Raw genomic sequence first — 16,041 nt, 5'->3', positions numbered from 1 at the left:
AGGGCGGCCGGGGCAGCGCACCCCGTGCGGCTCCGACCCTATCCGCCCGCCCCGAGCAGCCCGCCCAGCATCCCCCGCGCTCCGGTCAGCCCGCCCCCATCAGGCCGCCCAGGAAGCCGGTCGCGGCCGGGAGCAGCGCGAACCCGTCGTGGCCGAGGCCCGGGACGATCTCCAGCGTCGCCGGGACGCCCAGGGCCCGCAGCCGGTGGTACAGCCCGGTGGTCTGCTCGACCCGGGACAGCTGCGGCGGCCGTGCGGGGCGCCGGGTGTCGAGCTCGCCCACGGTCAGGTGCACCGGGACGGCGCGTGCCGCCTCGAGGGAGGGTGTGAGGCCGAACCGTTCGGCCGCGTCGGCGGTGCCGGCCGGCCACGGCAGGGTGGGGTCGGGCAGGGTGATCCGGCCCGGGGCGCCGACCGACAGCCCGGCCAGCCGCTCCGGGTGCAGGCTGTGGAACCGCAGCGCGAACTGCCCACCGCCGGAGAAGCCGTGCAGGTAGAACCGGCCGGCCCGGGCGGCCGCCTCCTCGACCATCCGCAGCAGCACCAGGTCGAACCTCAACCCCCCGCCGCTCAGGCGCTTGTAGGTGAACGGGTCGCCCTGGCGCGGCACCCCGACCGGGAACAGCGGCGCGAGCACAATGCAGCCGTGCGCCTCGGCGAAGTGCTCCAGCGCGTTCCGGTACTGCTCGGCGGTGCGCCGGTCCCCGTGCACGACCACCAGCAGCGGGCTCCGTGCCGTGGCCCGCTCCGGCACGTACCGGCAGTACGAGAAGCGCGGGTCCGCCCGGCAGGCGGTGAACGGGATGCGGCCGAGCGTCAGCCGCCGGCGGTGCCCGGTGGCGGTGGTCATCCGAGCTCCGGAAGAGGCGCGACGGGGTGAGGACGGTCGCCATTCTGGTGTCCGGCCCGCCCGGCCGGCGGAAGGCCCGGCGCCGCTCACTCGATCGAGTGACACGAGTTGTGACTGTGCGTCAGGCACAGTGCAACACTCTGCTGCCGAGTACCGAACCAGTGGGTGGAGCATGATGGGCCGGGAGACCGGGACGACCGCGCCGAAGACGGCGTCGGAGCCGAGGACGGCGTTGCAGGCGCTGATCGAGCAGACCCTCACCCGCCATCCGGGCGTCCGCGAGGCGGCGGTCACGCCGGACGGCGCCGGAGCCGTCGTGGTGCTGGACGAGATGTACGGCCCGCTGGAGATCCGCGAGGACCTCCGCGCGGACCTGCTGGCGGCCGGCCACCCGGCCGACCCGGCCGTGCTCTCGGTGAGCACGCTGCCGACCGGACGACCCGACTCGGTCGGCGAACTCGCCGCGGAACTCGGCGAGTTCGCCAGCCTGTCCCGGTACGAGCCGGCCGGGACGGAGCTGGAGGCGGCGCTTGCGGACCGCCTGGCCGAGCTGCTCGCCCTGCCGCGGGTCGGCGCGCTGGACGACTTCGTCGACCTCGGCGGCGACTCGCTCACGGCGGTGCGCTTCCTGACCGCCCTCCAGGCGGAGTTCGGCGCGGCGGTGAGCGTGGTGGAGCTGTTCGCCGCCGGCACCGTGCGCGAACTCGCGCGGCTGCTGGCCGAGCGCGCCCTGCCCGCCGACCGGCCGGCCTGAGGTGCACGCCCTGCGGCTCGGCCCGAGTCCGGCGTTCCTCGACGGCACCGAGCGCGTCCCCGCCGCGACCACGGCCGCCGGACTGGCGGCCGCCGCCACGGCCTTCGACGCCCCGGCCAAGGCGCTGGTGGCGGTCCTGACCGGCCGCGACCTCCCAGGCGTGCTGGCCTACCTGGCCGCGCTCGGCCTCGGCCATGCCGCGCTGCTCCGGGAGCACCCGGGGATCGCCGCGCGGGACGCCCTGCTCACCGCCTACCAGCCGGAGTTCGTCCTTGACGGCGGCACCGGGCCGGTCCCCGCCGGCTACCGGGCGAGCGGCGAGCTGCTCGGCGCCCGGGTGCTCGCCCGCACGGCCGTGCCCCGGTCGCCCGTCCACCCCGAGCTGGCGGTGCTGATCACCACCTCGGGCACGCTGGGCCGCCCGAAGGCCGTCCGGCTCTCCTACGCCAACCTGGCCGCCAACGCCGAGTCCGTGGTCACCGCCCTGGGGCTCGGGCCGGCCGATCTCGGGATCACCTCGCTGCCCCTCGACCACAGCTTCGGCCTCTCCGTCCTCAACACCCATCTGGCCGTCGGCGCGCCCGTGGTGCTCTCCCGGCTCAGCCCCACCGCGCGCCGGTTCTGGCAGCTGTGCGCCCGTGCCGGGGTGACCGACCTGGGGGCGGTGCCGATCACCTACCGCCTGCTGCACAGCACCGGCTGGCGACCGGCCGGGCTGCCCGCGCTGCGCCTCGCCTACCAGGCCGGCGGCCCGCTGGAGCCCGGACTCGCCCGGCACTTCGGCGAGTTGATGGCCGAGCACGGTGGCGGATTCTGCCCGATGTACGGCGCGACCGAGGCCACCGCGCGGATGGCCTACCTGCCCCCGGCCGAGCTCATGGAGCACCTGGGTTCGGTCGGCCGCGCCGTCCCCGGCGGTCGGCTGCGGCTGCACGAGCCCGACCGGGACGGCGTCGGCGAGATCGTCTACCAGGGCCCGAACGTCATGCTGGGCTACGCCGAGCACCGGGCCGACCTGGCCGAGGGCCGCACCCACGGCGACGTCCTGCACACCGGCGACCTCGGCCGGCTCGAGCGCGGCATGCTGTACGTACTGGGCCGCAAGGACCGCCAGTTGAAGCTGTACGGCAAGCGGCTGCGGCCGGAGGAGATCGAGCAGCGGCTCGCCGTGGCGGGCCCGGCCGCCGTGGTGGCGGCGGCTCCGGACACCGCCGTGGTGTTCGTCGAGGGCGACCGCGAGCGGTTCCGCGCCGCCTGGCTGGACGTCCTGCGGATCCTCGAACTGCCCGCCGAGAGCCTCCCGTTGCGCGAGGTGGCCGGCCTGCCGCGGACCGCCTCCGGCAAGGTGGACCTGGGCCGCCTGCGGATGCTGTGCCATGTCTGAGCAGGTCATCGTGGCGACCGCCACGGGCCGGCTGCGCGGGGCGGCGGCCGACGGGGTGTGCGCCTTCCTCGGTGTGCCGTACGCGGCGCCCACCGGCGGCGCCGCCCGGTTCCGGCCGCCGCTCCCCCACCCGGGCTGGGCGGGCGTACGGGACGCGACCGCCTACGGCGCCAACTGCCCCCAGCGGCCGCTGACCGAGGCACTCGGCGCCCGCCCCGGCGTGGTCTCGCTGCTGCCGCTGTTCGGCATCCCCACCGAGGTGCCCCGGCAGGGCGAGGACTGCCTGGTGCTGAACCTCTGGACCCCCGCCGCCCGCCCGGCGGCCCCTCGGCCGGTGCTGGTCTGGCTGCACGGCGGCACCGACTTCGGAGCGGGCGACTGGCCCCGGTTCGACGGCGCGGCCCTCGCCCGCGCGGGCGACCTGGTGGTGGTGACGGTCAACCACCGGCTCGGCCTCTTCGGCCATCTCGACCTCGCCTGGACCGGCCGCCCCGAGTACGCCGAGTCCGGCCGCGCCGGGCTGCTCGACCTGCGTGCCGCGCTCGGCTGGCTACGCGAGAACGTGGCCGCCTTCGGCGGCGACCCGGCCGGTCTCACCCTCGCCGGCGGCTCCCGCGGCGCCTCCCGGGTGGCCGCCCTGCTCACCACCACGCCCGAACCCCTCTTCCACCGAGCCGTGTTGGCCAGCCCGCCACCGCCCAGGCCGGCCGCCGCCGTCACCCCCGAGCAGGCCGCCCGGCTCACCCTGCGCCGGCTCGGTGTCCCGGCCGACCGGCCCGAGCTGCTGGCCGCCGTACCACTGCCCCGACTCCTCGCCGCGCAGGCCCACTTGCGCGCCGAGTACCGGTACGCATTCCAGCCCGTCGTCGACGGCGGCAGCGTCGAGCAGCGTTGCTACGCCGACCTGGCCGCGGGGGCCGCGCCGCACGTACCGGTGCTGATCGGCAGCGCGCTCAACGAGACCGCGCGCACGGTCGAGGCCGACCCCGCCTCCTGGGAGGGTCTCGGCGAGGCCGAACTCGCCCGCCGCTGCTCCCGGATCGCCCGCCGGGACGTGACCGCCCTGATCGCCGAGTACCGGCGCGAGCACTCCCGGGCCTCGGCCCGCCGGATCGCCGTCGCCGTCACCACCGACGCCCTGTACCGGTTCCCGGCCCTCGAACTGGCCGCCGCCCGGGGCAGCACGGCCGCCGCCCCCGCCTACGCGTACGTCTTCGCCGGCGGCACCGGCAGCCACGGCGAGGACGTGCTGTTCTTCTTCGACAACCTGCGCCACGCGGCCCTGGTCTCCCGCAGCCCCGCCAACGCCGCGCTCGCCCGGGCCGCGAGCGCCGCCTGGATCAGCTTCTGCCGCACCGGCCGCCCCGAAGTCCCCGGCCTCGGCGACTGGCCGGCCTGCACCGGCCCCACCCGGGACGTCCTGCTCCTCGGCCGGCCGCCCCGGGTGGTCACCGACCCCTTCGCCGCCCGCCGGGCGGCCTGGGCCGACGGCCCGCCGACGGCGGCGCGCGGCCCGCTCCGGAGAACCGCAGCGGCGATGCACGGGATCGGCCGAGCGGAGTAGGGGCGAGCTGTTACCAGCTCACGCCGGTCGGCTGTCGCCGCGCTGTCTCCCGGATCCCGTGCGGGGGTTGTCCACCGGATGGCGGTACGGCTGTCCCCAGGAGAGGGACACCTGGTGGCACCGTGGTCCGACCCCGAGAGCGGTTGCGAGGATCGGAGTGCCCGAGCACCGCACCCGCAGCTGGAGGGACCTCCCCCGTGCGTACTTCCCGTCTCCTCGCCGCCTCCCTGGCCGGGGCCGTCGCCGCCGGACTCCTGATCTCGACCTCGATTCCGGCTTCGGCCGTACCCGCCACCGCCCGGTACGCCTCGCAGCACCCCGCGACGGGCCTGACGCTCGAGCTCCCCGCGCCCCGGGGCCCCTACGCCACCGGCGAATCCGCCTTCCGGCTGGCCGACGACCGGCGGGCGGACCCGTGGCAGCCAGCGCAGCCCTACCGCGAGCTGATGGTCAGCGTCTTCTACCCGGCGGTGCACACCGGCGGCCGGCCGCCGACGAGGCAGTTCCCGGCGGCGGTGGCCGCGGCGGTCGGCCCGGCCGTCGAGCAGGGCAACGAGCTGCCCGCCGGTCTGGTGGACTGGGCCGCGACCAGGACGCACTCGGTGGCGGACACCGCGCCGGCGCCGGGCCGCTTCCCGGTCGTGCTGTACTCCCCCGGCGCGGGGGACTCCCGGGACTGGAACGCGTCACTGGTCGAGGACCTGGCCTCGCGCGGCTATGTCGTGGTCACTGTCGACCACACCGGGGAGGCACCGGCGACTCAGTTCCCGGACGGGCATGTCGTCGGCAACCAGCCGGTGCTGGCGGCCTGGGCCCAGGCCTACCAGGACGGCACGACCTTCGAGTTCTTCACCAAGCTGATGCAGGCGCGCCAGGCCGACACCGCACTCGTGCTCGACCGCCTCACCAGTCTGCCGGGCCGCCTCACCCGCGCCATGGACCTGGACCGGATCGGCATGTTCGGCCACTCCGCCGGCGGCTTCACCGCGGCGAACATGATGTACGCCGATCCGCGGCTCAAGGCCGGTGTCGACCTGGACGGCACCCTGGAGTACACCGCCAAGCCCGACGGCACCCACCTGAGCGAGGTCGCGCTGCACGGCCTCGACCGGCCGTTCCTGCTGCTGGGCAGCTCCGGCCGCGACGCCTCCGACATCCACGGCGAGCCGTCCTGGGCGTCCTTCTGGCAGCACCAGCACGCCTGGAAGGCCGACGTCACGCTGGACCACTCCGAGCACGTCTCCTTCACCGACGCCGAGGCGCTGCTGCCGCAGCTGGCCGGCCCGGTGGAGCAGGCGACGCTCGACACGGCGCTCGGCAAGGTCGACCCGCACCTGGCCGTGGCGGCGGACCGGGCGTTGGTCTCGTCCTTCTTCGACCGCTTCCTCAAGGGCTGCGACGACCACCTCCTGGACGGCGGTCCGTCGCCGTACCCGATCACCTTCGAGCGGTAGCACCTCGGCGGTGACGGCGCTGACCAGGCCGTACGGTGGAGTCGCGCCGACGGGGCCACCGTCTCGGGCTGCCGTCTCGGGCTGCCGTCTCGGGCTGCCGAGTCCTCGGTCGGCGCTTCCACGGTCGGTCGCAAGGAGCAGGGTCCTGAGTACGTCGTTCGCCGAGGCGCTGTCCGTCGCCCTGCTGGTACTGGTCCTGGTCTGCGCGATGGTCCGGCCGTGGGTCCGGCCGTGGGTCCGGCCGGAGGCCGTGGTCGCGGTTCCCGCGGCCGGGCTGGTGCTGGCCCACCCGCCTCGGACCGCACAGCTCGGACCCGCCACCCGCTTCGTGGTCGACCACGCCCCCTGCCCCGTCCTGCTGGTCTGGCCCGAGCCGGCCCCCGGGACGGACACCCTCCCGCACTGAGACCTACGGCTCGGTGAAGGCGAGCCGGTGACGCCCACCGCCCCGCAGACGGAGCCGGAGGTACGGCGCCTGGCCGCCGGCCGGCCGCTCGCCCGCCCCGTCGGGCAGCACGGGGGCACCCTTGTGCTCCGGCAGGTACAGGTCGACCGTCGTGTCCCGGGCAGCGCGGAGTTCGGCGCCGGTCAGCCTGCCCTCGCGCCAGCTCAGACCGACCGTCAGGCCGCCCCTGGCGCGCAGGCCGCAGACGTCCCCGTCCTGCCAGGACGGCGGGAGGGCGGGCAGCAGCCGCAGGACGCCGTTGTGGCTCTGCACCAGCATCTCGGCAATGGCGGCGGTGATCCCGAGGTTGCCGTCGATCTGGAAGAGCCGGGGCGGGTGCAGGTCGAAGAGGTTGGGGGCCATCGAGGTGGCGATCAGGCGCTCGACGGCGTGGCCGGCGAGGGCGCCGTCGCCCAGGCGGGCGGCCAGGGCCGCGACCCAGGCGAGACTCCAGCCCGTGCCGCCGCCGCCGTGCTCCAGGCGGCGGTCCAGGGCCCGGCGGGACGGCTCCAGCAGGGAGTCGTCGCCGAGCGGGTCCACGGCGCTGCCCGGGTAGAGGCCGTACAGGTGGGAGAGGTGACGGTGGCCCGGGTCCTCCTCAGGGAGGTCGGCGGCCCACTCCAGCAGCCGCCCGTCCTGGGCGACGGACGGGCGCCGCAGCCGGCCGCGGGCGCGGGCCAGCTCCTCGGCCAGCTCGTGGTCGACCGCCAGCTCCAGGGTGGCGGCCACGGTGTTGTCGAAGAGCTCGGTGACGAGCCAGTAGTCCATGGTGGAGCCGGCCGTGACGGCGGCCAGGCTGCCGTCAGAGAGCCGGAAGTGGTGCTCGGGCGAGGTGGAGGGGCTGGTCACCAGAGTGCCGTCCGCCTCCTCGACCAGGAGGTGCAGCAGGAAGCGGGCGGCCTCCCGCATCACGGGGTAGGCGCGCTCGGCGAGGAAGGTACGGTCCCGGTGGAAGAGGTGGTGCTCCCACAGGTGCGCCGCCAGCCAGGGGCCCGCCATCGGCCAGTGGGCCCAGACCGGGTCGCCCGACACCGGGTTGGTGGCGCGCCAGAGGTCGACGTTGTGGTGGCAGCACCAGCCGGGGGCGCCGTAGTAGGACCGGGCCGTGGAACGGCCTGATTCGGCGAGGTCGGCGGCCAGGGTGAGCAGCGGTTCGTGGCACTCGGCCAGGCCCGTCGTCTCGGCCGGCCAGTAGTTCATCTGGAGGTTGATGTTCGACGTCCAGTCGCAGTTCCACGGCGGGCGGACGTCCGGGTTCCAGATGCCCTGGAGATTGGCGGGCTGGGTACCGGGCCGCGAGGAGGCGATCAAAAGGTAGCGGCCGTAGGCGAAGAGCAGGGCCGCGAGCCCCGGGTCCGCTGCGCCCGCGTGGGCGGCGGCGAGTCGCTCGTCGGTGGGCAGCCGCGCCTGCGCGCCGCCACCCAGGCGCAGCCCGGCCGCCGCGAACAGCCGCCGGTGGTCGGCCGCATGAGCGGCGCGCAGCTGGTCGAAGTCGGCCGCCTCGGCCTCGTCCAGCAGGCGGTTCGCCTCGGCGAGCGCGACCTCCGGCCCCTCGGGCGCCTGACGCCAGTCCCGGTAGCCCGTGCCGACGGCGGCCAGGAGCAGCACCTCGTCGGCGCCGCTCACCTCGATCCCCCCGGCCACGGCGCGGACGCTGCCGTTCAGCGCCCGCACGCGTATCGCGGCGGCGAATCCCGTCCCCTCGTCCTCCCGGTACACGGGCTCGCCCGCCCAGGCCGGCAGGTGCGCCGGGGCGCGCCCGTGGATCGCCACGGCGGCCGCCTCACCTGAGGTCCCGGACGGGTGGGGGGTGGTCAGGCTCGCGCGCAAGGACAGCGCACCGGCGGTGTCCGCACTCAGCCGGACGGCCAGCACGCCCGCGGGTGCGGAGACGAAGGCCTCCCGCCGGTGACGGACTCCCCCGGAGGTGAACGAGACGGTGTGGACGGCCTGGTCGAGGTCGAGCACCCGGCGGTAGTCGGCCGCCTCGTCCTCGCCGAGCGACGGGAAGTTCAGCTGCAGGGTGGCCAGCGGCTGGTACGCCTGGGTGTCGGGCCCCTGGAAGTGGGCGGTGGAGAGCGCGTGGGCGCCGGCGTGGTCACCTCCGCGCACCGCCCGCCGCAGGGCGGGCAGGTGCTCGGCGGCGGACACGTCGCGGGGGCCGGGGCCGCCGGACCACAGGGTGTCCGCGTTGAGTTCGATCCGCTCGGTGCGCACTCCCCCGTACGCCATCGCGCCGAGCCGCCCGTTCCCGAGCGGCAGCGCCGACAGGAAGTCCTCGGCGGGATGCCGGTACCAGAGCGCGTCCGTAGCGGGCTGATGGGCGTCCGTGAACACGGTGTCCGTCCGATCGTGGGTGGGTCGCGGATGGGAACGGACAGCCTCGAAGAAGTCGGTCAGGGGCCGGTACCGGCGCCGTGGCGTCCGGCGGGCCGCATTGATTCGCACCCTCATCTCTGTCCCCTCCCCGGTAGTTGACGGTGCGTCAGCCGCTCCCTGGCGTCCGGGAGGATTCCGCCGCTCCCTCGGCCAGGCGGTCGCGCAGCCACTGCTCGGTGGTACTGATGTGCATCAGGGCGGCCGCCTGCGCGAGGTTGGCGTCGCGGGCGAGGAGGGCCTGGTAGATCGCGTCGTGCTCGGCGATGGTGCGCGCGGCCGCGTCCTCCTCGGTCAGGCCGCGCCAGACCCTGGCCCGCAGGGTGCGCCCTGAGATGTGCTCGAGCAGCGTGGCCAGGGTCTCATTGCCGGTGGCGCTGGCCACCGCGCGGTGGAAGGCGGCGTCGTGCAGGGTCAGCAGTTCCATGTCGTTCCGCGCCGCCCGCATGGCCGCCAGGTGGTGCTCGACCTGGGCGAGTCCTTCGTCGGTGATCCGGGTGGCGGCCAGCGCGGTGGCGGCCGGCTCGAACAGCCTGCGCACCTCCGTGAGTTCGAGCACCGTGTCCCCCTGCAGCAGCTCGACCGCACCGCCCAGGCCCTCCAGCAGCAGACCGGGGGCCAGGCTGGTCACGTACGTACCGTCGCCGCGCCGGATCTCCAGCACCCGGGCCACCACCAGCGACTTGACCGCCTCGCGCATCAGGTTCCGCGACAGGCCGAGGTCCGCCGCGAGCTGCTGTTCGGGGGGCAGTTTCGATCCCGGGGGCAGTTCGCCCTCCCGGATCATCTGGCGGAGGCGGGCGATGGCTCTGTCAGTCAGGGACACCACGCCAACGTAGCAGGAGATCCCATGTCCAGGAAGGGATTCGATCTCCCCGTCTCGCCGATCGCGGGAAAACACCGCCCGACCGACTCAGGCAGTGGCACATACATCCCATGTATTCATCGAACCGGCGTCGAATGTCCGAGGATTCGCAGCCGGACGGGCGGGCCTCCCGACGCTTCGAACCTTTCGAGTAGCATTCCGATCAGGATGCGGCCACGCCCACCAGAGGGCAGTGCAGGGGGGACCTCGTGACCAGAGCGGCGACACTCGCCGAGATCGCGCAGGAGGCAGGGGTCTCCGCGCCGACAGTTTCGAAAGTCCTGAACGGGCGCGCCGACGTCGCTCCCGCCACCCGGGAGCGGGTGGAGGAGCTGCTCCACCGGCATGGCTACCGGCGGCGCGGGGGCCGCCAGGTGAGCCCGCTGCTCGAGCTGGTCTTCCACCAGTTGGAGAGCGCCTGGGCGATGGAGGTGATCCGCGGCGTCGAGAACGCCGTGCGCGAGGAGGGGCTGAGCATCGTGCTCTCCGAGACCTCCGGCCGCCTCAGCCCCGGCCAGTCCTGGGTGGACGGCGTGCTCGCCCGCCGCCCGACCGGCGTGGTGCTGGTGCTCTCCGACCTGGACCGTGCCCTCGGCGAGCAGCTGACCCGCCGGGACATCCCCTTCGTGGTCCTCGACCCGGCGGGCGATCCGGGCCGGGGGGTGCCCGCCGTCGGCACCACCAACTGGGACGGCGGCCTGGCCGCCACCCGGCACCTGCTCGACCTCGGCCACCGCCGGATCGGCCTGATCGGCGGCCCGGCCCGGATGATGTGCAGCCGCGCCCGCGCCGACGGCTACCGCGCGGCGCTCGACATGGCGGGCATCCCGTTCGCGGCCGAGCTGGTCAAGGAGGGCGACTTCCAGCACGAGGCCGGCCGCCGCCTCGGCCTCGAGCTGCTGGGCCTGCCCGACCGGCCGACCGCCGTGTTCGCCGGGAACGACCTGCAGGCCTTCGGGCTGTACGAGGCCGCCCGCGAGCTGGGGCTGCGCATCCCGGAGGACCTCAGCGTGGTGGGCTTCGACGACCTCCCGCCGGCCCGCTGGGTCGGCCCGCCGCTGACCACGATCCGCCAGCCGCTGACCGAGATGGCCGAGGTGGCGACCCGTCTGGTGATCGACCTGGCCCGCGGGGTGCAGCCCGGGGCACTGCGGGTGGACCTGGCCACCACCCTGGTCGAGCGCGGCAGCACCGCCTCACCGCGAGGGGCCGACGGAGCCTGACGAACGCCCGCGACGGTTCGATCGTGGACACCCCGGTCACGGCGCACCCGCTGGGTGAGCACACCGGTCAGCGCGCCGAGGAGCGTGCCCCGGCCGACGCCCAGGCTGACCCCACCGATGACGGTGGCTGCGAAGACCTGGAAGATCCAGCCGTTGCCCTGGTCGGCGGAGATCGAGCCGTAGTGGCCGGTGCAGAGGATGCCGGCGAAGGCTGCGAGCACACCGCCCAGGATCAGCACCGCCCACACGATCCGGCTGACCCGGACGGCCAGGTCGACGTGTTCAACCAGGGCGACGAGGACTTCCACCCGGCCGTGGCCACCGCCGCGCACAACACCTTCCTGCTCAGCGCCGTGCGCGACGCCCGCCGGCTGCAGCGGCAGTCCAGCGCCATCGGCATCCACGACATGCTCGGCGAGGCCGCCAAGGCCGCGGTCGAGGAGCACGAGGCGATCTTCCGGGCCATCCGCGACGGCCTCCCGGACGAGGCCGCGACTGCCACCGCCGCCCACCTCGACCGGACGCTGGAGGACTACCGACGGGAGATCCAGCGCCGCCTGTTCGGCCAGACCGCCACCTAGACATGGGATCATCTGCCGAAGGCAGCCAAACCCTCCGAGCAGATTGGTAGCCCTGACAAGGGATTTCGCCACTGCCTTCACAAACCCCTGGCGTACCGGCAGACATCTGCGTTAAATCCATCCCATGACTCAACGCGCTGCGAACCCACCCGATCCGCGCCGCTTCCCCCGCCGCACCGTGCACCTGGACTTCCACACCGGCCCCGACATCCCCGACGTCGGCCGCGACTTCGACCCGGCCTCCTTCGCCCGGGCGTTCCGGGACGCGCACGTCGACAGTGTGACCGTCTTCGCCAAGTGCCACCACGGCCACCTCTACTACGGGACCGACCGGCCGGAGCGCCACCCCGGCCTCGACCCCGGCCTCGACCTGCTCGCCGAACAGATCGAGGCCCTGCACGCGGTCGGCATCCGCGCACCGGTCTACCTCTCCCTCCAGGTCGACGAGTACGCCGCCCGGGAGCACCCGGAGTGGATAGCGCAGGGCGAGGACCTGAAGCTGGCCCGCTGGAGCACCTCGGCCTTCGAGGCCGCCTGGAACATCCTCGACCTGTCCAGCCCCTACGCCGACTACTTCGCGGACCAGCTGGACGAGGTGCTGCGCCGGTTCGCCCCCGTCGACGGGATCTTCGTCGACATGTGCTGGAACCAGCCGAGCGTCAGCCGCTGGGCGGTGGACGGGATGCGCCGCGAGGGGCTGGACCCGGCCGACGCCGACCACCGGGACCGGTACGCGAACCTGGTGGCCCGCCGCTGCATGGCCCGCTACTCCGCGATGGCCGAGAAGGCGCTGCCGCCGGACGCCGTCCAGGGCGTCTGGTTCAACAGCCGGCCCAAGACCGGGCTGCCCGAGGAGCGTCAGTTCGTCCGGCACGTCGAGGTCGAGGGCCTGCCCACCGGCGGCTGGGGCTACGCCTTCCTGCCGTACGTGGGCCGCTTCGTCCGGCCGCTCGGCCTGCCGGTGCTCAGCCACACCGGGCGCTTCCACGAGAGTTGGGGGGACAACGCCGCGCTCAAGCCCCGGGCTGCGCTGCTCTACGAGACCAGCCAGATGCTGAGCCTCGGTCTGACCGCGGGCGTCGGCGACGTACTGCACCCGCGCGGCCTGCCCGCGCCCGCGGTGTACGAGCTGATCGGCTCGGTCTACGGGCACCTCGAGCGGTGCGAGCCGTACCTCGAGGGCGGCCGGGTCCTCAGCGAGGTCGCGCTGGTCACCGACCCCGCGCTGGGCGACAACCCCGGACCGGCCAACATGGGCGCCGTCCGGGCGCTCCAGCAGCTCCGCGCACAGTTCGACGTCGTCCTGCCGACGGCCGACCTGAGCAGGTACCGGGCCGTCGTGGTGCCGGAGACCACGCCGGTCGACGCCGCGCTGGCGGCGCGCCTGGACAAGTACCGGCAGGCGGGCGGGGCGGTGCTCCTGGTCGGGCCCGCACTGCTCAGGACGGACGGCGCACCGGCCCTGCCCGGCCTCCCGGTGGACGGCCTGGCCCCGGCTCCGGCCGGTGAGGCCTTCCTGGCCTGCGAGGGCGTCCCCGGCGCCCCGGACGGCTTCCCCGTGATCAGCCACGGCGAGCGGCTGACCGCCCGGCCCCGGCCCGGGGCCGAGGTGCTGGCCCGGGTGGTGGCGCCGTACTTCCCGCGCTCCTGGGACCGGTTCTGCGGCCATTCCTACACTCCCCCGGCCGACCCGACCGAGGAGGTCGCCGTCGCCGTCGGCGACGGGGTGGCGGCGGTCGCCGTGCCGCTGCTCGAGGCCTTCCACGAGCACGGCCTGGAGACCTACCGCCACCTGCTCGGCGCCACCCTCGACCGGCTCCTGCCGGAGCCGCTGCTGCGCGCCGGCGGGCCCACGCACCTGGAGACCAGCGTGGTGCGGACCCCCACCGCCACCGTGGTGCACCTGGTGAGCTTCCTCCCCGCCCGGGAGACCCCGCAGCTCGACCTGGTGCACGACCCCTTCCCGCTGCTCGCCGTGCCCGTCGCCGTCCGGCTCGAGGCCGCGCCGCGCTCGGTGCACCTGCAGCCCGCCGGTCAGGAGCTGGCCTGGCGGTACGACGACGGGTACGTCCACGTCGAGGTCACCACGGCGGACGGGCACGCGATGGTCGTCCTCGAGCACGCCTGACCTGGCACGGCGTGATCACCGCTGTGGGCGGCGGCGCTCGACCTGGCTCGGCGCGGTCGGTGCCCGGGGCGGCGGCGCTTGACCACGCGGTGCGGGGACGCGTACGTCCGCGCCGGGGTCTCGTACGACTGGCGGTCAGTCAGTCGCCAGCAGAGTCGGGTCGGCCATGATCCGGCGCACCGTGGTCAGCGCCGCACCGAGCAGCGGGCCGCGCCTGCCCAGGGCGGACGGGCGCAGCGCCTCCGGCGCCCAGGGCCGCACGGTGACCCGGGCGGCCAGTTCGGCGCGGACCGACGGCAGCAGCCAGTCGGCGAGTTCGGCATAGGCGCCACCGAGTACGAGAGCGTCCGGGTCGATCAACTCCACGGCGGAGGCGAGGGCGAGGCCCAGTGCATGGCCCGCGCGGTCCAGGGCCCGCAGAGTGGGCGGGTGGCCGGCGCCCGCCCGCTCGGCCAGCAGGGCGACCGAATCTCCCGCTCCGTGTTCCACGAGACCGGCCTCGCGCAGCACGGCCTCCTCGCCCGCGTACTGCTCCAGGCAGCCCCGGGCGCCGCAGGCGCAGTCGGGGCCGTCGGGGTGGACGGGGATGTGGCCGAGCTCCCCGGCGAAGCCCCGGGCGCCGCGGAACAGCCGCCCCTCGATCACGAGGGCGGCGCCGATGCCGGCTTCGGCGGAGACGTGCACGAAGGTCTCCGCCGGCTCGGCGTTCCAGAACTCCGCCAGCGCGCCGAGGTTGGCCTCGTTCTCCGGCTCGGGTGCGGCGGCCGGCCCGGGCCAGTGGTCGGCGATCCGGACGCCGCGCCAGCCGAGGTTGGGCGCGCGCTCCACCAGACCGGCCGACCCGTTCGGCACCACTCCGGGCACGGCCAGCACCCGGCCCTCGACCCGCAGACCGAGCGCCTCCGCCTCGGCCTGCGCTTCGGCGGCCAGCGCGGCGGCCTCGGCGAGCACCTGCCCGGCGGGCCGGCCCGCGTTGGCCTGCTCCACCCTGCGCCAGACCCGTGGCTCGCCGCGCAGGTCCACCACGCAGGCTCCCAGGTGGGTGACGCCGATCTCCAGTCCGAGCCCGGCCGGGCCCTGGTTACTGACCGTCAGCGACCGCCCGGGCCTACCGACCCGGCCGGTGGCGGTGGCGGCCGCCTCGGTCAGCGCACCGCGGCCGATCAGCTCGTCCACCAGTGACGACACGGCCGCCCTGGTGAGCCCGACCCGGCCCGCCACGTCCGCCCGCGACAGCGGAGCATGCTGGGCGACCGCGCCGAGGACGACCGCGAGGTTCTGCCGCCGCATGTCCTGCTGCGAGGCCGGCCCGCCCGTCGAAGCGCTGCTGCCCACCACTGCCCCCGTCTACTGCTCCTCGGGGTCCCCCTGCAAGGCCCCGGCCCGACGCAGCGTATCCCCGATCTGCCGCAACGCGTCGTCGTCCCGCTCCACCGGCTCCGGCAGCGGCCCGCGCAGCAGCCTTCCGGTGGTGAATGGGACGGCTGCATCAGCTGGATGCCGGCCGAGGACGGTCGCCTCCCCGAGCACCTACGGGATCCCCGCCCCGTCCGGCTGGACTTCGGCCGGTACGGGCTGCTGAACGTCTTCTCCTGCCCCGCGAGGCCGGAGCATCCGGTAGGCATCGCAGGGATTCCCACCGAACGCAGTCGTGGCGTACGGCTTGAAGCGAGGGGCGGCGGCTACAGGCGGCGCTGGGCGAACAGGCCCGGTTCGGTCTCGGCAAGAACGCCCAGGCTGACCAGGCGCTTGAGCTTGTGTCGGGTGCTCTCGATGTTCTTCGCCCCGTTGGATGTGCTTGCAGCCTGTTGATCACGTCCCCTAGGTTCGGCCTCATGAGTGAGGTGGCGCTTGGGGGCACGTGGTGACTGGCTCGCTGTTCCTTTCGGGAGGCGGCGATGCCGAGGACTCCCTCCTGCTGGACACCGCGTTCGCGGCAGCGGTGGATTCCGGTCCGATGTGGTACCGGCCCATCGCGATGGATCCGGCTGAAGTCGACTACGCCGCCTGCCTCGAATGGGTAACCGGCGTGTTCACGCCTCTCGCACTGACCGAAGTCCAGATGTGGGACGGCGTGGACGATGAGCCTGCCCGACGCCTTCCGGAGTTCCGCGGGATATACATCGGCGGGGCAACACCTTCCGTCTGCTGGCGGTCCTTCGACGCAACGACCTACTGCCCGCGCTTCGGCGCTTCGTGGACAACGGCGGAGCCCTCTACGGCGGAAGCGCAGGCGCGGCGGTGCTGGGTGCCGACATCACGACCGTCGCGCACCTCGATGTGGACCCCTGCCGCACGACCGACACGCGGGGCCTTGACCAGGTGGCGGGACACGGCATGTTCGTGCACCACCGGCCGCAGGACGTGCCGCGCGCGCAGGACTGGGCGAGGAAGAACCGTCGGCCCGTCGTGGCTCT

At 74.6% G+C, this 16,041-nt stretch carries 11 protein-coding genes and 3 pseudogenes; 9 read left to right on the top strand and 5 right to left on the bottom strand.

The window, feature by feature from the left end:
• Positions 1-85: 85 nt before the first annotated feature.
• Positions 86-850, bottom strand: a complete 765-nt coding sequence (locus ABT095_RS19720) for an alpha/beta hydrolase family protein (protein ID WP_350530723.1) — start codon at positions 848-850, stop codon at positions 86-88.
• Between the two features lie 172 nt (positions 851-1,022).
• Here ABT095_RS19720 and ABT095_RS19715 point away from each other — a divergent pair, with 172 nt between their 5' ends.
• The 5 genes from ABT095_RS19715 to ABT095_RS38865 all read left to right on the top strand — a co-directional run bounded on the left by ABT095_RS19715 (position 1,023) and on the right by ABT095_RS38865 (position 6,412).
• Entirely contained in the window at positions 1,023-1,604 is a 582-nt protein-coding gene (locus ABT095_RS19715; protein WP_350530722.1) for a phosphopantetheine-binding protein, read from the top strand.
• A gap of 1 nt (position 1,605) precedes the next feature.
• The gene (locus ABT095_RS19710) at positions 1,606-2,988 is read left to right on the top strand and encodes an AMP-binding protein (protein ID WP_350530721.1); all 1,383 of its coding nucleotides are present in this window, start codon (positions 1,606-1,608) and stop codon (positions 2,986-2,988) included.
• Complete coding sequence (locus ABT095_RS19705) at positions 2,981-4,552, top strand: carboxylesterase family protein (protein ID WP_350530720.1); 1,572 nt, start codon at positions 2,981-2,983, stop codon at positions 4,550-4,552. The genes ABT095_RS19710 and ABT095_RS19705 overlap by 8 nt, the downstream gene beginning before the upstream one ends.
• A 197-nt stretch (positions 4,553-4,749) precedes the next feature.
• Positions 4,750-6,006 carry an alpha/beta hydrolase family protein gene (locus tag ABT095_RS19700; RefSeq protein ID WP_350530719.1) on the top strand — a complete coding sequence of 419 codons (1,257 nt, stop codon included), beginning with the start codon at positions 4,750-4,752 and terminating at the stop codon, positions 6,004-6,006.
• A 250-nt stretch (positions 6,007-6,256) separates the two neighbouring features.
• Positions 6,257-6,412: a hypothetical protein gene (locus ABT095_RS38865; RefSeq protein ID WP_502884929.1), complete on the top strand. Its 156-nt coding sequence runs from the start codon at positions 6,257-6,259 to the stop codon at positions 6,410-6,412.
• Between the two features lie 3 nt (positions 6,413-6,415).
• Here ABT095_RS38865 and ABT095_RS19690 read toward each other — a convergent pair whose 3' ends face one another.
• Together ABT095_RS19690 and ABT095_RS19685 are read right to left on the bottom strand one after the other, a co-directional pair.
• Positions 6,416-8,788, bottom strand: a complete 2,373-nt coding sequence (locus ABT095_RS19690) for a glycoside hydrolase family 95 protein (protein WP_350530718.1) — start codon at positions 8,786-8,788, stop codon at positions 6,416-6,418.
• A 148-nt stretch (positions 8,789-8,936) separates the two neighbouring features.
• The gene (locus tag ABT095_RS19685; protein WP_350530717.1) at positions 8,937-9,653 is read right to left on the bottom strand and encodes a FadR/GntR family transcriptional regulator; all 717 of its coding nucleotides are present in this window, start codon (positions 9,651-9,653) and stop codon (positions 8,937-8,939) included.
• 248 nt (positions 9,654-9,901) lie between these two features.
• On the opposite strand from ABT095_RS19685, the gene ABT095_RS19680 reads away from it, so the two are divergent.
• On the top strand, positions 9,902-10,915 hold the full coding sequence (locus tag ABT095_RS19680) for a LacI family DNA-binding transcriptional regulator (RefSeq protein ID WP_350530716.1): 1,014 nt from the start codon (positions 9,902-9,904) through the stop codon (positions 10,913-10,915).
• 53 nt (positions 10,916-10,968) lie between these two features.
• Here ABT095_RS19680 and ABT095_RS19675 read toward each other — a convergent pair.
• A pseudogene (locus ABT095_RS19675) lies at positions 10,969-11,181 on the bottom strand (ABC transporter permease subunit); the annotation flags it as partial.
• On the opposite strand from ABT095_RS19675, the pseudogene ABT095_RS19670 reads away from it, so the two are divergent.
• Positions 11,182-11,496: pseudogene (locus ABT095_RS19670) on the top strand (FCD domain-containing protein); the annotation flags it as partial.
• A 124-nt stretch (positions 11,497-11,620) separates the two neighbouring features.
• Positions 11,621-13,624, top strand: a complete 2,004-nt coding sequence (locus ABT095_RS19665) for an alpha-amylase family protein (protein ID WP_350530715.1) — start codon at positions 11,621-11,623, stop codon at positions 13,622-13,624.
• 135 nt (positions 13,625-13,759) lie between these two features.
• Here ABT095_RS19665 and ABT095_RS19660 read toward each other — a convergent pair whose 3' ends face one another.
• Positions 13,760-14,914, bottom strand: a complete 1,155-nt coding sequence (locus ABT095_RS19660; protein ID WP_350530756.1) for an ROK family transcriptional regulator — start codon at positions 14,912-14,914, stop codon at positions 13,760-13,762.
• A gap of 828 nt (positions 14,915-15,742) precedes the next feature.
• Here ABT095_RS19660 and ABT095_RS19655 point away from each other — a divergent pair.
• A pseudogene (locus ABT095_RS19655) lies at positions 15,743-16,030 on the top strand (Type 1 glutamine amidotransferase-like domain-containing protein); the annotation flags it as partial.
• Positions 16,031-16,041 lie beyond the last annotated feature (11 nt).

The sequence above is a fragment of the Kitasatospora sp. NPDC002227 genome (assembly GCF_040296285.1).
In the GTDB taxonomy this organism is placed as follows: Bacteria; Actinomycetota; Actinomycetes; order Streptomycetales; family Streptomycetaceae; genus Kitasatospora.
This window is presented reverse-complemented; position numbering and strand designations above follow the sequence as displayed.